Origin of the sequence: Streptomyces sp. NPDC002886, from assembly GCF_042888445.1 — a bacterium.
GTDB lineage: Bacteria > Actinomycetota > Actinomycetes > Streptomycetales > Streptomycetaceae > Streptomyces.
This window is the reverse complement of record NZ_JBIAPV010000001.1, coordinates 758,099-775,540: the sequence shown is the minus strand read 5'-3', so window position 1 is coordinate 775,540 and position 17,442 is coordinate 758,099. Positions and strand designations below refer to the sequence as shown.

Here is a 17,442-nt window from a genome sequence, read left to right as displayed (position 1 = left end):
TAGGAGGGGCCCGTTCCGTCCGCGTCTCCGCCGCGTCGCCGGTCCGTCTGCGCTCCGTCTCCCCCGGCCGTCAGACCACCTTCGAACCGGGGTGCGAACCCCGGTCCAGCAGGTCCAGCGAGATGCTCAGCAGGGAGACGGCCAGCGGGTCGGACGCGTCCATGACGGCGTGCTGGGACAGCCGGGCCACCAGCTCGCCCATGCGCGGCGCCCCGCTCGCGGCCTGCTCGCTGCGCCGCAGCAGGGCGAGGCTCAGGGCGGCCTGCGTGGCCAGCAGGCCCAGCAGTTCGATGTCGTCGAGCTCCCGGCCGGGAGCGTGCTCGTCGTGCACGTGGCGGTCCAGTACCTCGATCACGCCGATGCACTCCCCGTCCGCGATGAGCGGGGCGGCCATGATGCTCGCGGGAACGTACCCGGTGGAGGCCGCCGCGTCGCGGGCGAACCGGTCCGTCGCGCCCACGTCGTCCGTGATCAGCGGCTGTCCGCTGGCCGCCACCCAGCCGGCGATGCCGGTGCCGGGCTCGAAGCGCCGGCCGACCAGGCCCTGTTCGCCCTCGCCCGCCACCGCCGCGAAGATCAGCTCACCGGTGTCGGGGCTCACCATGAAGACCGAGGACGCGGCCGCCCCGTAGATGTACCGGGCCACCGTGACGACGGACTGCAGGAGTTGACGCTCGGTGGCCATCAGATCGTGCGGCCAGGGTTTCATTCGCCGTCTCCTTCTCCGTGGACGTTCGCTGCGCAGTGGTACAGGACGCTCTTGAGCTGGAACGGCGTGAGCCATGGATGCTTGCTCAGGACGAGGGCCGCGATCCCGGCCATGTGCGGCGCCGCGAAGCTGTTGCCGGTGTTGCGGACCGTGCCGCCGCCCAGGCTCGCCACCGGCACGCGCACCCCCCGGGCGCGGAACTCCACCGGGGGAGCGGCGTTGTAGTAGAAGCGCATGCCGTCCGGCTCGGCGTGGCTGGCGACGGAGATCACCGACGCGAAGTTCCAGGGGAAGCTCTCGATGGGCAGGTTGTGCGCCGCCGCCACCACCGCGGTCCGCCGGAAGTAGGCGCGGTCGCACAACTCGGCCAGCCGGTCGCGGAATTCGACCCGGGTCGTCGACAGGCTCATGCTGATGACGTCGAACCCCTCCTCGATCGCGAAGGCCAGTCCGGCGATCAGCGCGGAGGCGCTGCCGGCCCTCCCGTCCCCGAGCACCTTGAGCGAACTGATCGAGGCCCGGGGCGCGAGGGAGCGGATGATCCCCGCGCAGGCGGTCCCGTGCCCGGCGCTGTCGTGCGGCTCGCACTCCTCCACGCGCGGAGCCCGGCCCTCGGCGCTCACCACCTGCCAGGCCCGCTCGACCGGGCCGACCAGCGGGTGCTCCGCCTGGACGCCGCTGTCGAGCACGCAGACCCGTACGCCCTCTCCGCTCGCGCCCTCCCAGGCCCAGCGCGGCCCGATCCCCGCGAACAGGGCCGTCGGCAGCGGATCGCCGGGGTCCCCGCCGGCCGGCATGCTCCACGCGGGCATCCCCGACGCGTGCGGCCGCCGCTCGCGCCGCCAGGGCGCGCCGTTCACATCCATGCGCGTACCGCCTCCAGCGGTTTCACCGCGCCGACGGCGGCGTAGCTGTCGGCGGCCAGTGCGGCCATGGCCAGGGCCTCGTCCCGCTCGCCCAGGAGGCGGTGGGCCCGGGCGAGATCGAAGGAGACCTCGCCCCGCAGGCACGGGTCGTCGAGGTCCCGGAGCAGCCGCAGCACCTCGGCGCGCAGTACCTCAGCGCTCAGTACGTCAGTGCTCGGCACCTCGGCGCGCACCGGCCCGGTGCGGCCCTGCGCCGCCGCGCCCAGTACGGCGGCCGACAGGCACAGGATCCGGCCCCGGACGTCCATCTCCTCGCGCCGCGCCAGTAGTTCGGCGATCCTGCGGGCCGCCTCGTCCGCCCGGTCCCGGCGGGCGCACTCGCGGGCCGCCTGCACCCGCATGGTCAGCGCCACCGGTACGTAGCCCGCCTGCTCGAGAGCGTCCGCCGCGCGGCCGAAGCGCCGCTCGGCCTCGGCGTGCTCACCGTCCAGGGAGGCGGCCAGCGCGGCCACCTGATCGACCAGGACCCGCGCCAAGGTCAGCCGGAGCTGTACGACGACGGACTCCGCCTCGGTCAGCGCCGCACGGGCACCGCCGCGGTCCCCGGTCAGCGCCAGGCAGCGGGCGCGGGCGGCCAGCGCGGGCAGGGCCAGGAACCGGTCGGCGGCGAACCGTTCCAGGAGCTCCGCGCACCCGGCGAGCTTCTGCGCCATCGGACTCGGCGACCACTGCCGGATCTCGCACAGGGCCACCAGCAGCCGGTCCTCCTCGTACGCGTCGGCGGCGTCCCGGGCGTGGGCGAGCGCGGCGCACGCCGCCTCCTCCGCCGCCCCGAACCGGCCGTGGTCCAGGTGGATCAGCATCCGCAGCTGCTCGAACCGGCACAGCGCCGACCGGTCGGGCTCCTCGCTGTCGAGCGCGGCCCGCAGCCCCTCCACGTCCGCCGCCGAGACCTTCCCGAGGCGGGCGGCCAGCAGCAGCCGCTGGACCCGTACCAGGGCGGGCGCGGGGGCAGCCACCTCCGCGGTGCGGGCGCCGGGCCCGGTATCGCGCCAGGTGCCCTCCTCCACCGCCTCCAGCGCGCCCCGGGTGTCCCCGGAGAGCATGCGGGCGTCGCTGAGCCGGACGGCGGCGACCGACCGGCACCGGTCCGGCCCGCCCCGCGCCAGTACGAGCGCCCGCTCGAGCAGCCCGATCGCCGTCGGCACGTCACGCTGCCGCAGCGCCACGGTGCCCTCGCCCAGCAGGGCCCCGGCCGCCTCGCGCGCCAGCTCGGGCAGCTGCGCGTCGTCGGGGCGCAGCCCGCCGAGGAGCCGGGTGGCGGCTTCGAGGTGGAAGCCCGGACTGAAACCGTGCTCGGCCAGCCGCCGGTGCCAGGTGACCCGCTGCTCCTTCTCCAGCCGGCCGTACGCCACTTCGTGCACCGGCTGCTGGACGAAGCGGTAGCCGCCCGCTTCCTCCGTGGCCCGGAACAGGTGCCGGCGCGCGAGTTCCAGGGCCGCCGCCTCCGGAGCCGGCTCGCCCAGCAGCGCGAGCTGCTCCAGGGTGAAGGAAGGGCCGATCACCGAAGCCGCGCCCAGCAGCCGGCGGCCCGGCGCGGGCAGCCGGTCGATCATCGCCCCCACCATGGCCGTGATGCTCGGCGGCACCTCCTCGACGGTCCGGCCGCTGCGCAGCCAGTCCATCATCAGCCGGATGTACAGCGGATTGCCCGCGCTGTACACGGCGACCCGGTCCACCTGCTCGGCCAGGTCGAGCCCGTGCAGTTCCACCTCGTCGCCGCTCCCGCGCCCGGCCAGCGAGAACGCCAGCCGCGCGCTGTCCGCCGGGACCAGCGCCCCGACCTCGATCACGTCCGTTTCTCCCGGCCGCCCGGGATCCTCCGGGCCCGCGAGCTCCGGTCGGGACACGCAGACCATCAGGAGCGGAAGGTCGCGCAGCCCGTTCATCAACTCGCCGATGAGCCCCAGGAGCGACTGCCCGGCCCACGCGAGGTTGTCCCACACCACGACGAGCGGGTCGCGGGCCGCGGCGGTGAGCAGTTCGCGGGTCGCCCAGGACACCTCCTCCACGCCCGGGCCCGGGACCGCGCCGGCCCGCCGGGGGAGCGAGGCGTCGCGCAGGGCCGCGAGGACGCCGGCGATCCGCTCGTCCGCCCGCAGCAACTCCGCACAGGACGGCGCCCGCCGGGTCAGCGCGTCCAGCATCTCCACGAGCGCCCCGAAGTTCCCCACGGTTCCGTACGACTGGCAACTGCCGAACACGGCGACGGGCCTGGCCCCGGCCGCCACGAGGTCGTCCACGGCCTCCCGCACCAGGCGGGTCTTGCCGATGCCGGGTGGCCCGAGCACGGTCACCAGTTCCGCGCGCCGCTCCCGGGCCACCCGGTGGTAGATCCCGCGCAGCCGGTGGCGTTCGGCGCCGCGGTCCACCATGAGGGAGTGTTCGCCCGCGCCGTCCGCGGCCGCCTCCCCGGTGACCACGAGCACGGGCACCGGTTCGGACTTGCCCTTCAGCGCCACCGGCGGCACCGGGACCATCGTGTAGTGCGGGCGGGCCAGGTGTGCCACGGTCTCGTTGACGATGATCTCCCCGGCGACGGCCAGGGACTGCAGGCGCGCGGCCAGGTTGACCACGTCGCCGACGACCCGGATGCCGGCCCGGGCCGAACGCGTCACCAGCGCCTCCCCGGCCGCGATCCCGCAGTGGACCTCGACCGGAGCCGCGTCGGTGGCGGGCGTGCGCAGGCCGCGGACCTCGGCGCGGATCCGCGTGGCCGCGCGCAGGGCCCGCGGGGCGTCGTCCTCCTGGGAGGTGTCGGCTCCGAAGACCGCCATGACGGCGTCACCGATGAACTTCTCGACGACGCCGCCGTGTTCCTCCACCGCGGCCGAGCAGATCTCGTAGTACTCGTCGAGCAGACCTTGCAGCGACTCCGGGTCCACGCGCTCGGCGAGCCGGGTCCACCCGACCAGATCGAGGAAGAGGACGACCACCAGTCTCCGGCTCATGCGGGCTCAGAGCAGCTTCAGGTCGTGCGCCCACACCTCGGCATCCGCACCGGAATCCGCCTCGACCAGTCGCAGCTGCACCGATACGACGACCGAGGTCTCCTCCTCGGTCAGGCCCGCCAGCACCTCGCGCTGCGCGGTGCTCAACTGGTCGACCGGAAGCCCGGCCTCGCGCAGAGCGGTCAGAGGGTCGAACACGTCACCCACCCCTTTCACGGGGCCGCACGGCGGCGGCCAGACATCGATGGGCAGGAGCCGGTGGACGTAGCAGTAGGCCACCAGTTCCGCCCGGTTCCTGCAGTTGAACCGGTCGAGCAGGACACTGATCTCCTCGCCCACCGTGTGCCTGCTCAGGCGCAGCGCACGGGCCACGCGGTCGGTCGTGTGCCCCCGTGCCACCAGGGCCACGAGCACCAGGCCTCGGCTGGAGATCTCGGCACCCCGTAACGCCGTCACCGGCGCGAGTTCCTCACGACGCACTCCTCACGACGCACTCCTCACGACGCCTCGCGGCGCACCCTTCACGACGTACTGCGGACGAACAGCTCACGGACCATGACGGCCGCCATGAACGAGACGCCGGTCCAGCGCGCCTTGCGTTCGAACCAGAGCCAGTCCCCGTCGGGGTTGGCCTCCAGGAACACCACGTCCCCGGTGTCGGACACGAGCAGGTCGAACGCCCCGTAACGCAGGTTCCAGGCCGCGCACAGGGTGCGCACCGCCTCGGCCGCGGGGTGGGGGCAGTCGACGCGCGTCACGGTGACGCTGTCGGGATCCGTCATCGGGCTCGACGGATCGGGCTTCTGGACCTCGAAGGCGCAGATCCCGCCGTCGAGTTGGTAGACGCGCAGTTCTCGCGCGTGCGGCACGTACTCCTGGACCACGACCGGGCGCTCTCCCGCGCCGCCCGGCACCGTCGGTCCGGGGTCCCGCTCCACCGCTTCCCGGCCGGTGATCCGGGGCAGGCAGGTCTTCCAGGCCGACCGGTCCGGCTCGAACAGCCGGAAGTCCGGAGTCTTGACCACGAGGGTGGGCGCACCCACCGCGACCGCCCCCGTCGGCACGTCATTGGTGACGACCGTACGGGGCGTGCGCACGCCCAGCCGGCGCGCCTGAGCCAGCTGGCCCGGCCCGACGACCGCGCCGCCGGGCAGTGCGGTGTCCGCCGTGTCCGCCACCTGCCGCAGGAAACCGGACCAGGACTCCGCCCGCAGCGGAGTCATCGAACCGGCGGGCCTCGCCTGCGCCATCAGCGCGCAGGCCGAACCGTGCCGCACCCACACCACGGCCGGCCGGACCCGGCGCCCGGAGACGTCCAGCAGGCCGGTGTCCACATCCAGAGTCATCGAGGTCGACATGAGTTCGTCCTGCCGGATCAGTATCGCCGGAGTTTCCAGAGGACCCGTCAAAGCATTCCGTACGCCCTCCAATTCACGGCCGCCCGCGCAATTCACCAGAACCACAACGGATCGGCCGTCACGGTCTTCCGTCTGTACTGAACGGCTCATCTGCGCATGCTAGCCAACGGTTCCTTACGGCAGGAGGCAGAACGGAGGCAGTTGCGCGGCAGCTTGGACGGCGGCCGCTTCCGTGCCGCCCCGCGGGCGTAACGTCCAGCCGCAGCAAGCCCGGTCGGCGATGCCGGACAAACGCCGAGCGGAGAAATGCCCAGAGGACCACCGATCACATTCTGGAGGGCGGACCGTGGCGAATGGTGTGGTGAACGCCGAGGAACTGACCAAGCGATACCGCGGGAAAGAGACGCCGGCAGTCGACCGTATTTCATTCGACATCGCCAAAGGCGAGACCATCGGGCTGCTGGGACCCAACGGTGCCGGAAAGACCACCCTGATGAAGATGATCTGCGGCGTCACCCCTCCCACCACCGGCCGGATCCGGGTGTTCGGCGTGGACCCGGCCCGCGACCCGGTCGCCGCCAAGACCGGCATCGGCGCGATGCACCAGTCCGCCCCGTACGACGAGATGCTCTCGGCCCTGGACAACCTGCTGATCGCCACCCGCTTCAAGGGCCTGTCCTGGCGCACCACCCGCCCCTGGGCGATGGAGGTGGCCGAGTACCTGGGCCTGGCCGACCACTTGTCCCGGCTCGTCTTCCAGCTGTCGGGCGGGCAGCGCCAGCGGCTGCAGCTCGTACGGGCCCTGCTGACCATCCCCGAACTGCTCATCCTCGACGAGCCCTCGGCCGGACTGGACGTGGCCGGCCGGCACCAGATCGAGCGCTTCGTCCGGTGGCTCCGCGAGGAGTACGGCATGACCGTCATCTGGACCAGCCACATCATCCAGGAGCTGGAGCGCAACGCCCAGCGGGTCCTGGTCATCAACCAGGGCAAGGTGGTCCGCTTCGCCCAACCGAGCGAACTCGTCCGCGAGTTCGGCGGAGCGCACCTGCTGGTCAGCGTCGACGACGCGGTCGGCGCCAAGGTCGTCAAGGAGTGGGCGGCCGCGGCCGGACTGGCCGCCACGGTCCAGGACGCCGAGGTGCGCATCGACAACGCGCAGGTCCGGGACGTACTGCCGCAGCTGTCCCGGCACTGCCACGATTCCGGAGTCGCGATCTGCGGAATCTCCACCGTCACCGACTCGCTGGAGCAGGTCTTCCTGCGCATGACCGGGAACGAGGGCTGACACCGTGGCCGACCTGGGATTCAAGACCACCGCACCGGTCGCTTCGGGCAAACCGGCGGACTTCACCGCCGTGTTCTACCGCGAGTACGCGCTCCTCGCCCGCAACAGGGTCAACCTCATCCTCGGCCTGACCCCCATGCTCGTGTACCTGCTCCTGGTGAACACCTCGCTGGGCAACGTCGTCGGGAACATCACCTACCGCGGCGAGACCCTCCCCTTCGCGGTCTTCCTCCTCCCCATGGTGCTGGCCATGTCGGTGGTCAGTGCCTCCGGGACGACGGGCATGGCGATGTTCCAGGAGGAGATGAGCGGGGTGTCGACCCAGCTCTGGAGCTGGCCGCTGCGCCGCTCGCGCTTCCTGGCGGGCAAACTGCTGGCCGGGGTCTCGCTCGTGCTGGCCCAGAGCCTGCTGGCCCTGGCCGTCGCCGCGGTCATCTTCGACTACCCGTTCCACGCGTCCCACTGGATCTGGCTGCTGCTGGCGCTGGTGCTCTCGTCGGTGGCGTTCAACGGGCTGTACCTCGCCGCCGCCGTCCTCATCAGCGACTACCGCACCTTCATGGTGCTCACCAGCGTGTCGGTGCCCGTCCTCGTCTTCGCCGCGCCGTCGCTGTCCACCTCGCAGCAACTCCCCACCGTGCTGCGGTGGATCTCGACGGTGAACCCGGTGTCGTACGCTGTCACCGGCATGCGCGACGCCGCGATCTTCGGCCTCGGCAAGGCCTGGCCCTCCCTGGTGGTGCTCGCCGTCGTCGCGATCGTCGCCAACTTCGTCGCCGGCCGGGCGCTGTTGCGGCGCACCCGGAACCTCTGACCCGCAGGAGCTCCCCACCGTGCAGACCCGTGACACTGCGCAGACCGACGATGCGCCCCTGGCCTGGCTCGCCACGCCGCAGGACCGCTCCGTGCACCGCCTCCCGGGTACGGATCGTGCCCAACCGCCCGAAGCCACCTGGGAGATGGCGACCCGCGCCGCGGCCAAGGTGGGTGTCACCCGGGTCGCCGACATCACCCGGCTCGACTCCATCGGCATCCCGACCTTCCAGGCGATCCGGCCGCTGTCCAGGACGCTCGCCGTCTCCCAGGGCAAGGGGATGACTCCCGAACTGGCCAGGCTCTCGGCGGTGATGGAGTCGGTCGAGACCTGGCACGTCGAACAGCCGGCCCTGCCCGCGCTGACCGCCTCCCCCCGCAAGCTCCGTACGCAACTGGGTTATGACGTGGCCGCGTTGGCGCCCTCCGTACCGAACCTTCTGCACGACGGGCTGCCGTTGGAATGGGTGGCGGCCAGGTCGCTTGTCGACGGAGCGCGCACCCTCGTTCCCGTGAACGTCGTCCGGCTGACGCTGGAGGAGCGCACCGACTGGAACCCGCCGGTGTTCTTCGAGTCGACCAACGGCCTGGCCGGCGGGAACACCCGGATCGAAGCCGCCCTGCACGCGCTCTGCGAGGTCATCGAGCGCGACGCGATGACCGCCGCGGTCACCGGGGGCGGGGAGATGGGCGTACGCGTCGACCCGCGCTCCCTCGGGTCGCCGGTGGCCGACGAGCTGTGCACGCTGATCGAACGGGCCGGCGTCACCCTGGAGGTCCGCCTCGTCCCCTCGCCCACCGGCCTGCCGTGCTTCCTCTCCTGGGTCGCCGACGACGAGTACCCGGCGCCGATGTTCGGCTTCGGCTGCCACCTCAGCCCGGAGATCGCCCTCACCCGGGCCGTCTCCGAGGCGGCCCAGGCCAGGCTCGCGTACATCTCGGGGGCCCGGGACGACCTCCGGGAGGACTTCGGCCACGTGGATGCCGACCGGCTGCGCAGCGCACGCTCGGGCCCGGCGGCCGCCGACATCAGGGGTCTCGTGGAGGACCCCGTCCCGCACGACAGTCTGGCCGGCGCCCTCGCCCACGTGGTGGGCCGGGCGGCCGCCGCCTTCTCCCACCCGCCGCTCCTCGTCGACCTGACGCGCGAGGAGATCGGGGTCCCGGTCGTCAAGGTCGTGGCTCCGGGCAGCCGCGTATGCCCGGAGGTGCTGTAGTTGAACGGGTCCAAGGTGATCGTCTACGCGGGGCCGACCATCTCGGCCGCCGACGTCCACGCGGTGCTCCCGGACGCGGAGGTACGGCCTCCGGCGGGCCGGGGCGACCTCCTCGCGGACCAGTGGCACCCGGGAGACGTGGTCGTGGTCGTCGACGGCTACTTCCGGGAACGGCGCTCCGTCGGCCACAAGGAGATCCTCCAGGTCCTCACCGAGGGCGCGGAGGTGATCGGCGCCGCGAGCATGGGGGCGCTGCGGGCCGCGGAGCTCGCCCCCTGCGGCATGCGGGGCCTCGGCACCGTCTTCACGATGTACGCCTCGGGAGAGATCGACGGGGACGACGAGGTGGGGGTCCTGCACGGCCCGGCCGAGATGGGGTACCCGCCCCACACCGTGGCCCTGGTGAACCTCCGCTACGGCTGCAAGGAGGGCGCCGAGAGCGACCTGATCGCGCCCGACGCCGGACGGCGGATCGTGGCGGCGGCCGCGGCGCTGCCCTTCACCCACCGCGGCTGGAAGGACCTCGAGGGGGCGCTGGACGAGGAGGACCACGACGCCCTGTGGACGCTGGAGGAGATGATCGCCTCGGGCGTCTGGGACGTGAAACGGCTCGACGCCATGGCGGCGCTGCGCGCGATCGCGGGCCGGGGCGCGGTGACCCCCGGTCCGGTCGCGCCCGAGGTGCCCATCACCGGCATCAGCCGGACCCAGTCCCTGGTCCGCCGGACCCGGCGGGAGCACGCCCCCGGCCGGTGGATGTCGGACCTCGACGTACTGGACGCCGCCCGGCTGTTCGACGAGGGCTACCCGGCGCTGCACGAGGAGGTGCTGACCGGCCTGCTGGAGGAGCTCGCCGGCGCCCGGGGCATGACCCTCGCGACGTACGCACGGGACAAGCTCGGGCTCGACGGCCGGTCGCCGCTGCCGGACTCCCTCGCGCGCTGGTTCACCGAGCGGGAACGGGACGAGCTCCCCGCCGCCGAGCGGATCCGGCTCCTCATGGTGCGGGTGTGGCCGGTGTGGCAGTCGGTGGACTGGCGGCCGACGGTCCTGGAGCGCCTGCGGGACTCCGAGCGCTGGGAGGAGTGGTGCGCCCTCGTGGTCCGGGCCGACGAGGCCGCGGAGGAGACCCGTCCCCGGCTCGTGGTCCCGCCGCCGCCGATGTGCGCGAAGCTCTTCCTGCGCCACTGGCAGGGGCGCGGCACCTCGCCGGACGTCGAGATGGCCCGGCGCGGGTTCACCGGCCCCGACGGGCTGGGCGCGGCCGTCCCGAGGTTCTTCGCCCTGGACGTCCTGCGGGGCCGTGAACGGCGTGCGGCCGCGGCCCGTTGACCTCGGGCTCCGAGTACTCCGGAAGAGGCGTCTAGGATGGGAACGTGCGTACGAATAACGGTGAAGTGCGGCCCGCTCCGAGCCCGGAACTGAGCGGGGCGGAGCTGGCCCGCTGGTACTGGACGCTGGCCGAACTCAGCTCCCTGGCCCGACGGATGGGCCTCCCGGCCGGAGGCGGGAAGGCGGCGGTCACGGCGCGGATCGCCGCGGCGCTGGACGGGCTTCCGGCCCCGGCCCCGGTTCCGGCCCGGGCTCCGGCCCCGGTTCCGTCCCCGGCCCGGTCCGGCGGCCGGCCCGTCCATGGTGCGGGCCGGCAGCTGGCGGCGCCCGTGGACGGGGCCAGCGTGCTCCCGCCGGGGCAGCGGTGCAGCCAGGTGCTGCGGGCGTACTTCGTCCGGGAGATCGGGCCCGGCTTCCACTTCGACGCCTTCATGCGGGATTACGTCGCCCAGGGCGCGGGGCGCACCCTCGCCGAGGCGGTCGCCCACTGGCACGCCACCCGGGCGGCGGCGGCCGAACCCCGGGAGATCGGGGCCCAGTTCGAGCTGAACCGGTTCCTCCGCGACTGGCACGCCCGCCACCCCGAGGGCACCCGCGCGCAGGCCCTGGCCGCCTGGCGGGCCCACCGCTCCCGACCGCGGGAGGCCGCCGTCACCCCCGGGCGGGAGTGAGCTCCGGCTCCGCTGGCTCCGGCAGGCGCCGGGCCAGGACCCAGGCCAGCAGCGGCAGCGCCGCCAGCGGGAGCAGGGCCGTCCGCAGGGAGGCCGCGTCGGCCGCCGCGCCGATCAGGGGGCTCGCGAGGCCCCCGATGCTGACGGTCAGGCCCAGGGTGACCCCGCTCGCCGTGCCCATGCGGCTCGGCAAGTAGTCCTGGCCCAGGGTGACCTGGAGGGAGAACGGCACGTACAGGGCGGTGGCGGCCAGCGCCGAGCAGACGTACACCAGCGGCAGTGGCAGGAAGAGGATGCCCGCGACGGCAGGCACCACGGCCGCGTAGGCGCGGTGGACGGTGGTGACGCGGCCCCAGCGGGCGGCCAGCCGGCCTCCGAGGAGGGTGCCGCCGGCGCTCCCGGCGAAGAGGGCGAACAGGGCCACGGCGCCCGCGGTTTCACCACCGCCGCGCTCACGGACGTACAGCGCGATGAAGGTGCTCAGGCCGGTGAAGACGACCGAGCGCACCACGACCACCAGGGACAGCCGCAGGAAGGCCCGCCAGTCGTCGCGGGGGCCCCGGGCCGGGGCCGGGATCGCTGCTCGCGGGCTCGCGGCCGAACGCTTCGCGGACGGCGGGCGGTTGAGGAACACGCCCAGGGCCGCGGGGGCGGCCAGCAGCCACCACCCCGCCGGGCCCGGCAGCGCGAGCGCGCCGACGACCAGCAGCGGCGCGCACGCGAAGCCGATGTTGCCGCCGAGCGCGAACCAGCTCATCGCCCCGTGCCCGGGTCCGCCCACCGTACGGACCAGCCGGGCGGCCGCCGGGTGATAGGCGGCGACGCCCAGCCCGGACAGGGTGACCGCGGCCAGGGTGGCCGCGTAGCCGGCGTCGAGTCCGACCAGCGCCACGCCCAGCCCCGCGGCGGCGGTGGCCAGCGGGATCAGCCAGGGCATCGGCCACCGGTCGGTGAGCGCTCCGAACAGCGGCTGGACCACGGAGGAGAGCAGCGAGGCGGCCAGCACGATGCCGGAGGCGGCGGCGTAGCCGTACGAGCGCTCGGAGACGAGGAAGGGCACGAGCGCGGCGACGGCGCCCTGGTAGACGTCCACGCAGGAGTGGCCCGCGGAGAAGGCGGCCGTACGGAGCTTGGCCGGTCCCGGGGCTGTCACCGGAGTCGGCACCGTTATCGGGTTCGGGGACGGTGGCGGGGGAGGGGTGGGTCTCATGGAGGTCACCGATCGAGAATCGCTCTCGCCGGGGGCGGCCCGCTTCCGATAAATTGCCGGGTGATGCAGAAAATCCGCCACACTCCGCGCGCGGCGACGAGCATCCGCGAGCTCGACACCCACCTCGGCATCGATCCGCACCGCCACGACGACCACCAGATCTGCTACGCGGGCTCCGGGGTCCTGTCCGTCACCACCGACGCCGGGACCTGGGTGGCCCCGACCACCCGCGCCCTGTGGATCCCCGCCGGGACCGTGCACGAGCACCGGGCCTTCGGCCGCGTCGACCTGCACTGCGTCGGCCTGCCCACCCACCTCAACCCGCTCTCCCTCTCGGCGCCCGCCGTGCTCGCCGTCGGCCCCCTGCTGCGCGAGCTGATCCTGGCCTACACCCGGGCCCCGCACGACGACGGCGCCGAGCGGCGGCGGATGCTGGCGGTGCTGCTCGACCAGCTGAAGGCCTCACCGCTCCAGCCGCTGCACCTGCCCGCTCCCTCCGACCCCCGGCTGGCCGCCGTGTGCGCGCTGCTGCACGCCGACCCGGCGGATCCGCGCGGTCTGGCGGAGCTCTCCGCGCAGGCCGGGGCCGGGGCGGGGGAGCGGACCTTGAGCAGGCTCTTCCGCGCGGAGCTGGGCATGACCTTCCCCCAGTGGCGGACCCAGCTGCGTCTGCACCACGCGCTGCGGCTGCTGGCGGTCGACACCCCCGTGACGGCGGTCGCGCACCGCTGCGGCTGGTCCTCGGCGAGTGCGTTCATCGACGTGTTCCGCCGGGCCTTCGGCCACACTCCGGGGGCGCACGCGAAGGCGGGCTGACCGGTTCGTCTGGCCGTCCGCTCCGCAGCGGGCCAGCATGGAGGGGAGGGACCGGTTCGGGGCCGGGCGATCGGGAGGAACCCATGACGCACACCCCGACGACCGACGTGCTGATCGCGGGCGCGGGTCCGGTCGGCCTCAGCGCGGCCGCGGAACTCCGCCGCCACGGCGTGAGCTGCCGCCTCGTCGACCGGCTGCCCGCCCGCCTCCCGTACGCGAAGGCGGTCGGCATCCAGCCGCGCACGCTGGAGCTCTGGGACCGGATGGGCCTGGCCCGCACCGTCATGGAGAGCGCCGTCCCCCTGCGCGGCCAGCTGATCTACGTCAACGGCGCCGAGCGGGCGCGGATCGAGCTCATGCTGCCTCCCGAAGTCCCTTACCGGTTCGCCGCGTTGCCCCAGTACGAGACGGAGCGGATCCTCGAAGAGCACCTCGCGGGGCTGGGCACCGTCATTGAACGCGGCACCGAACTGCTGTCGTTCGCCCAGGACGGGGACGGCCCCGCGGGCGGCGTCACCAGCTTCCTGCGGACCGCGTCCGGCGCCGAGGAGGAGCTGCGCACCCGCTACCTCATCGGCTGCGACGGAGCGCACAGCGTCGTGCGCAAGGGGCTGGGACTGTCCTACGAGGGCGGGGCCTTCGCCGAGGAGTACATGCTGGCCGACGTCGTGAGCGACTGGGACCTGCCCGACGGCTACGGCCTGCGGTCCCTGCACCAAGGCGCCGACGGGTCCACCGACGACGTGCTGGTGTGCATCCCGCTGCCCGGCCGGGGCCGCTACCGCATGTCGATGCTGGTCCCGCCCGAACTCTCCGCGCAGCCGCCGGGCGGACCGGGCAGTGGATCGGCGGGCGGCCCCGGAGCGGGCGACGGCGTACGGCACGGGCTGGAGGGGGGCCGGGTCCCCGAGCTCTCCCACATCCAGGCCGTCGTCGACCGCCTCGCGCCGGCCCCGGCCACGGTGTCCGGCATGCGCTGGTCCTCCGTGTTCCGCATCAGCCACCGCATCGTCGACCGGTACGCAGACGGGCGCGTCTTCGTCGCGGGCGACGCCGCCCACATCCACCCGCCGACCGGCGCCCAGGGCATGAACACCGGGATCCAGGACGCCTGCAATCTGGCCTGGAAGCTCGCGCTGGTCCTGCGGGAATCCGCCGGGGCCGCCCTGCTCACGAGCTACGACGCCGAACGCCGCCCCGTCGGCGAGGAGGTCGTCGGCCGGACCGTGCGGCACGCTACCCAGGGCATCGAGAACGAACCGGACGATCCGCGGACCGTGCTGCTCCGCGAGGCCCAACTGCTCGTCGGCTACCCGGACGGACCGCTCGCCGGTCCTCCCTTCGGTCCCGCCGACGCCCCGCAGCCCGGCGAACGGGCCCCGGACTGTAGCGGGTTGACCCTGCCCATCGCCGCCTATCCCTCGCGACTGTGCGACGTCCTGCGCGGCCGGGCAGGGCACGTGGTGCTCCTGTACGGGACCGACGGCGCGGCCCTGGCCGAGGCGGCGGAGCAGGCCCGGGCGGCGGGGCCGGCGCCGGCGGAGGGCGGATCGGGTGAAGACGGCTCGCGCACGGTGGCCGTCCTCGCCCGCGAGGCCGCCCCCGACGCGGGCGCCGACCTCCCCGCACCCGTCCCCGGATACCGGGACGCCACGGGGGAGTTCGCCCGGCTGTACGGCTGCGACGGCCCGACCGGATTCCTCGTACGCCCGGACGGGTACCTCGGCGCCCGCTTCCCGCTGCCCGCCACGGCGGCGGCCCTGTCCGGCTACCTCGCATCGCTGTCCGCGCCGGCCCCTTCCGCCCCTGAGCGGTCCTGACGGAAGCCGTGGCGGCAGCCGGAAGGCGAACCCCGCCGAGGCCGTCCGCGCGCAGGCGTCAAGGGGAGGTGACTTTCTCTTTCCCGGGCTCTGCGGCCATGAGCGGTTCCCTATGCACCATGTCTGCCATGACGACGAACGACGATGCCACGGCCTGGCAGGGCGGCAGCCTCGACCTGGATGCCTACCTCCGGCGTACCGGCTATGACGGAGAGCTCGCGCCCACACTCGACGTTCTCCGGGCGCTGACGCGTAAGCACATCACCTCGATCCCCTTCGAGACCGTAGAGATCGTCCTCGGGCGGCCGATCTCCCTCGAACTGCCGCACGTCCAGAACAAGTTGGTCCACGGACGCCGCGGCGGCTACTGCTACGAGCACACCGTGCTGCTCGCGGCGGTGCTGGAGCGCATCGGCTTCCGCGTGACGGGGCTCGCCTCGCGGGTCCGCATCGGCTCCGAAGGGGTGGTCCGTGCGGCCACGCACGCCATGCTGCGCGTGGAGACGGCCGAGACCCCCGAGACCGGCAAGGTGTGGGTGTGCGACCCCGGTTTCGGCCGCAACCCCATAGGGCCCATCGAACTTGCGGCGGGCGCCGAGACCTCGTTCGGCGGCTGGGGCTTCCGGCTGGAGGGTTCCACCACCGAGGCGGGCGACCGGCTGTACGCGATGCGGACGTGGGGCGCCGACGGCTGGTACGACCTGCACGCCTTCACCCTCGACCAGCGGTATCCGCAGGACTGGATGGTGTCCAACCACTTCCTGACCACGCATCCCCGTTCGCCGTTCGCCGGCCGGTTGCTCGTCCAGCAGATGCGCGAGCAGGAGCACGTCTTCCTCGACGGCACCGTGCTCACCCGGACCCTGCCCGACGGCACGGCCACCGCGCAGACGTTCACCCCGGAGGAGATCCCCGGTCTCCTGCGCGACCTGTTCGGCATGGAGGTGCCGGAGACGGATCGCGACGAGCTCATCGCCCGCGTGTACGTGGCCCGTCAGGCCGTCGCGATGTACCCGACGACGGTGCAGCCATCCACCGTGCCCATCCAACCGCTGCGGGCGCACCGCGCCGGACGCAGGAGGGTGGCGCCGGTCAGGTGAGATCGGAGGCAGTGTTCTCGGTTCCTTCGGCCGTTCCAACTCCACAAGCAACTTGCCGAAGTTGCTTGTGGGGTGTCACGGAGAAGTCATGATCACGAAACCCGTCCGGAAGGCGTCGGCGTCCACCGCGGCCGCGCAGCGGCTCGACGACGCGATCAAGAGGCTGCGCGCGCGGCTGCGCGCAGAGTCGGGACAGGACGCGACGGGCCTGACCGTCACGCAGCTCGCCATCCTGGCGAGCGTCGTACGGGTGGGCCCGGTCACCGCGGCCCGGCTCGCTTCCCTGGAGCACGTCAGCCCGCAGTCCATCGCGCAGAGCCTGGCGGTCCTCAAGGCCGCCGGGCTGGTGCACGGCGAGCCCGATCCGTACGACGGCCGCCGAAAGCTGATGAGCGCGGATCCCGCCGCCTCCGAGCTGATCGACAAGCTGCTGGCCGGCCGCGCGGCCTACCTGGCCCGTGCGATCGACCGGCGCGTCCCCCCGGACCGGCTGGCGGACGTGGAGAGGGCCGTCGAGCTGCTGGAGCGACTGGCCGCGGCCGACGTGCCCGGCCTGGTGGGCAGGGCGGTCCCGAGCAGCGGCGGCGGATGAGGACCGGCGCCGGCCGGGGCACGGGCCGGAAACCCGGTCCCCTCGCCGGCGACCGTTCCCGATGTCTCCGCCTAGGCGCGGGCGTACCGCAGCAGCACCACCCCGGTGCCGAACGTACGGGTCCCCTCCAGCCGTAGCGGGACCGTGCCGTCGGAGGGCGGGAAGAGGTGGTGGCCGCGGCCGATGCGTACGGGGTGCACGTAGATCCGGTACTCGTCCACCAGCCCGTGGCGCAGGAACGAGGCGGCGAGGTCCGCCCCGCTCACGGTCAGATCACCGCCCGGGGCGGCCTTGAGGGCGGCGACCTCCTCCGGTACGACCTCCCGCACCACGGTGACCTCGGGGTCGGGCTGCTCGGCGGCCAGGGTGCGCGAGTACACGTACTTCCGCGCGGAGCGCCAGATGCCGGCGTAGTCCTTCTCCACCGCGGACGCGTCAGGATCGGCGCCGGCGGTGGGCCAGTAGGCGGCCATCTGCTCGTAGGTGACCCGGCCCATCAGCATGCCGCCGACCGAACGGACTTCGTCGTTCATGTGCTGGTGCAGCTCTTCGTCGACGAGGCCCCAGTCGAGCTGCCGCTCCGGGCCCTCGTAGTAGCCGTCGAGGGAGACCTGCGACATCAGGATGATCTTTCCCATG

The 17,442-nt window shown here is 73.4% G+C and carries 16 protein-coding genes; 9 read left to right on the top strand and 7 right to left on the bottom strand.

The annotated features are described in order from the left end of the window. Window positions 1–70: 70 nt before the first annotated feature. The 5 genes from ACFYYB_RS03485 to ACFYYB_RS03465 form a co-directional block, all read right to left on the bottom strand. The gene (locus tag ACFYYB_RS03485; protein WP_327303171.1) at window positions 71–709 is read right to left on the bottom strand and encodes a GAF domain-containing protein; all 639 of its coding nucleotides are present in this window, start codon (window positions 707–709) and stop codon (window positions 71–73) included. After that, window positions 706–1,569, bottom strand: a complete 864-nt coding sequence (locus ACFYYB_RS03480; RefSeq protein ID WP_389433455.1) for a S8 family serine peptidase — start codon at window positions 1,567–1,569, stop codon at window positions 706–708. The genes ACFYYB_RS03485 and ACFYYB_RS03480 overlap by 4 nt, the downstream gene beginning before the upstream one ends. Then, window positions 1,566–4,586 carry an AAA family ATPase gene (locus ACFYYB_RS03475; protein WP_389432974.1) on the bottom strand — a complete coding sequence of 1,007 codons (3,021 nt, stop codon included), beginning with the start codon at window positions 4,584–4,586 and terminating at the stop codon, window positions 1,566–1,568. Before ACFYYB_RS03475 ends, ACFYYB_RS03480 begins: the two co-directional genes overlap by 4 nt. Window positions 4,587–4,592: 6 nt before the next feature. Beyond that, complete coding sequence (locus ACFYYB_RS03470) at window positions 4,593–5,042, bottom strand: aroma-sacti cluster domain-containing protein (protein ID WP_389432973.1); 450 nt, start codon at window positions 5,040–5,042, stop codon at window positions 4,593–4,595. Window positions 5,043–5,107: 65 nt separating this feature from the next. Beyond that, window positions 5,108–5,944, bottom strand: a complete 837-nt coding sequence (locus tag ACFYYB_RS03465; protein ID WP_389432972.1) for a hypothetical protein — start codon at window positions 5,942–5,944, stop codon at window positions 5,108–5,110. Between the two features lie 346 nt (window positions 5,945–6,290). Between ACFYYB_RS03465 and ACFYYB_RS03460 the strand changes: the two genes are divergently transcribed. Genes ACFYYB_RS03460 through ACFYYB_RS03440 form a run of 5 tightly spaced genes read left to right on the top strand, consistent with a single transcriptional unit; the run spans window position 6,291 to window position 11,265 of the window. Continuing rightward, window positions 6,291–7,232 carry an ABC transporter ATP-binding protein gene (locus ACFYYB_RS03460; protein ID WP_389432971.1) on the top strand — a complete coding sequence of 314 codons (942 nt, stop codon included), beginning with the start codon at window positions 6,291–6,293 and terminating at the stop codon, window positions 7,230–7,232. A gap of 4 nt (window positions 7,233–7,236) precedes the next feature. Continuing rightward, a complete protein-coding gene (locus tag ACFYYB_RS03455; protein ID WP_250741952.1) occupies window positions 7,237–8,046 on the top strand; it encodes an ABC transporter permease in 810 nt (269 codons plus the stop codon). A 19-nt stretch (window positions 8,047–8,065) separates the two neighbouring features. Further along, on the top strand, window positions 8,066–9,262 hold the full coding sequence (locus ACFYYB_RS03450) for a YcaO-like family protein (RefSeq protein ID WP_389432970.1): 1,197 nt from the start codon (window positions 8,066–8,068) through the stop codon (window positions 9,260–9,262). Then, window positions 9,263–10,594, top strand: a complete 1,332-nt coding sequence (locus tag ACFYYB_RS03445; protein ID WP_389432969.1) for a TfuA-like protein — start codon at window positions 9,263–9,265, stop codon at window positions 10,592–10,594. It begins immediately after the preceding gene. Between the two features lie 44 nt (window positions 10,595–10,638). Then, window positions 10,639–11,265, top strand: coding sequence for a DUF6434 domain-containing protein (locus ACFYYB_RS03440; protein ID WP_389432968.1), 627 nt, complete (start codon window positions 10,639–10,641; stop codon window positions 11,263–11,265). Here the strand turns inward: ACFYYB_RS03440 and ACFYYB_RS03435 are convergent. Next, the gene (locus ACFYYB_RS03435; protein WP_389432967.1) at window positions 11,246–12,418 is read right to left on the bottom strand and encodes an MFS transporter; all 1,173 of its coding nucleotides are present in this window, start codon (window positions 12,416–12,418) and stop codon (window positions 11,246–11,248) included. The genes ACFYYB_RS03440 and ACFYYB_RS03435 overlap by 20 nt on opposite strands. A gap of 120 nt (window positions 12,419–12,538) precedes the next feature. Here ACFYYB_RS03435 and ACFYYB_RS03430 point away from each other — a divergent pair, with 120 nt between their 5' ends. From ACFYYB_RS03430 to ACFYYB_RS03415, 4 genes are all read left to right on the top strand, one after another. After that, window positions 12,539–13,291, top strand: a complete 753-nt coding sequence (locus ACFYYB_RS03430) for an AraC family transcriptional regulator (RefSeq protein WP_389432966.1) — start codon at window positions 12,539–12,541, stop codon at window positions 13,289–13,291. An 83-nt stretch (window positions 13,292–13,374) separates the two neighbouring features. Further along, window positions 13,375–15,111 carry an FAD-dependent monooxygenase gene (locus ACFYYB_RS03425; protein ID WP_389432965.1) on the top strand — a complete coding sequence of 579 codons (1,737 nt, stop codon included), beginning with the start codon at window positions 13,375–13,377 and terminating at the stop codon, window positions 15,109–15,111. 128 nt (window positions 15,112–15,239) lie between these two features. Continuing rightward, entirely contained in the window at window positions 15,240–16,211 is a 972-nt protein-coding gene (locus tag ACFYYB_RS03420) for an arylamine N-acetyltransferase (RefSeq protein WP_389432964.1), read from the top strand. An 88-nt stretch (window positions 16,212–16,299) separates the two neighbouring features. Then, complete coding sequence (locus tag ACFYYB_RS03415) at window positions 16,300–16,803, top strand: MarR family winged helix-turn-helix transcriptional regulator (protein WP_389432963.1); 504 nt, start codon at window positions 16,300–16,302, stop codon at window positions 16,801–16,803. Window positions 16,804–16,874: 71 nt separating this feature from the next. Here the strand turns inward: ACFYYB_RS03415 and ACFYYB_RS03410 are convergent, their stop codons facing one another. Then, window positions 16,875–17,441: a dihydrofolate reductase family protein gene (locus tag ACFYYB_RS03410; protein WP_389432962.1), complete on the bottom strand. Its 567-nt coding sequence runs from the start codon at window positions 17,439–17,441 to the stop codon at window positions 16,875–16,877. Window position 17,442 lies beyond the last annotated feature (1 nt).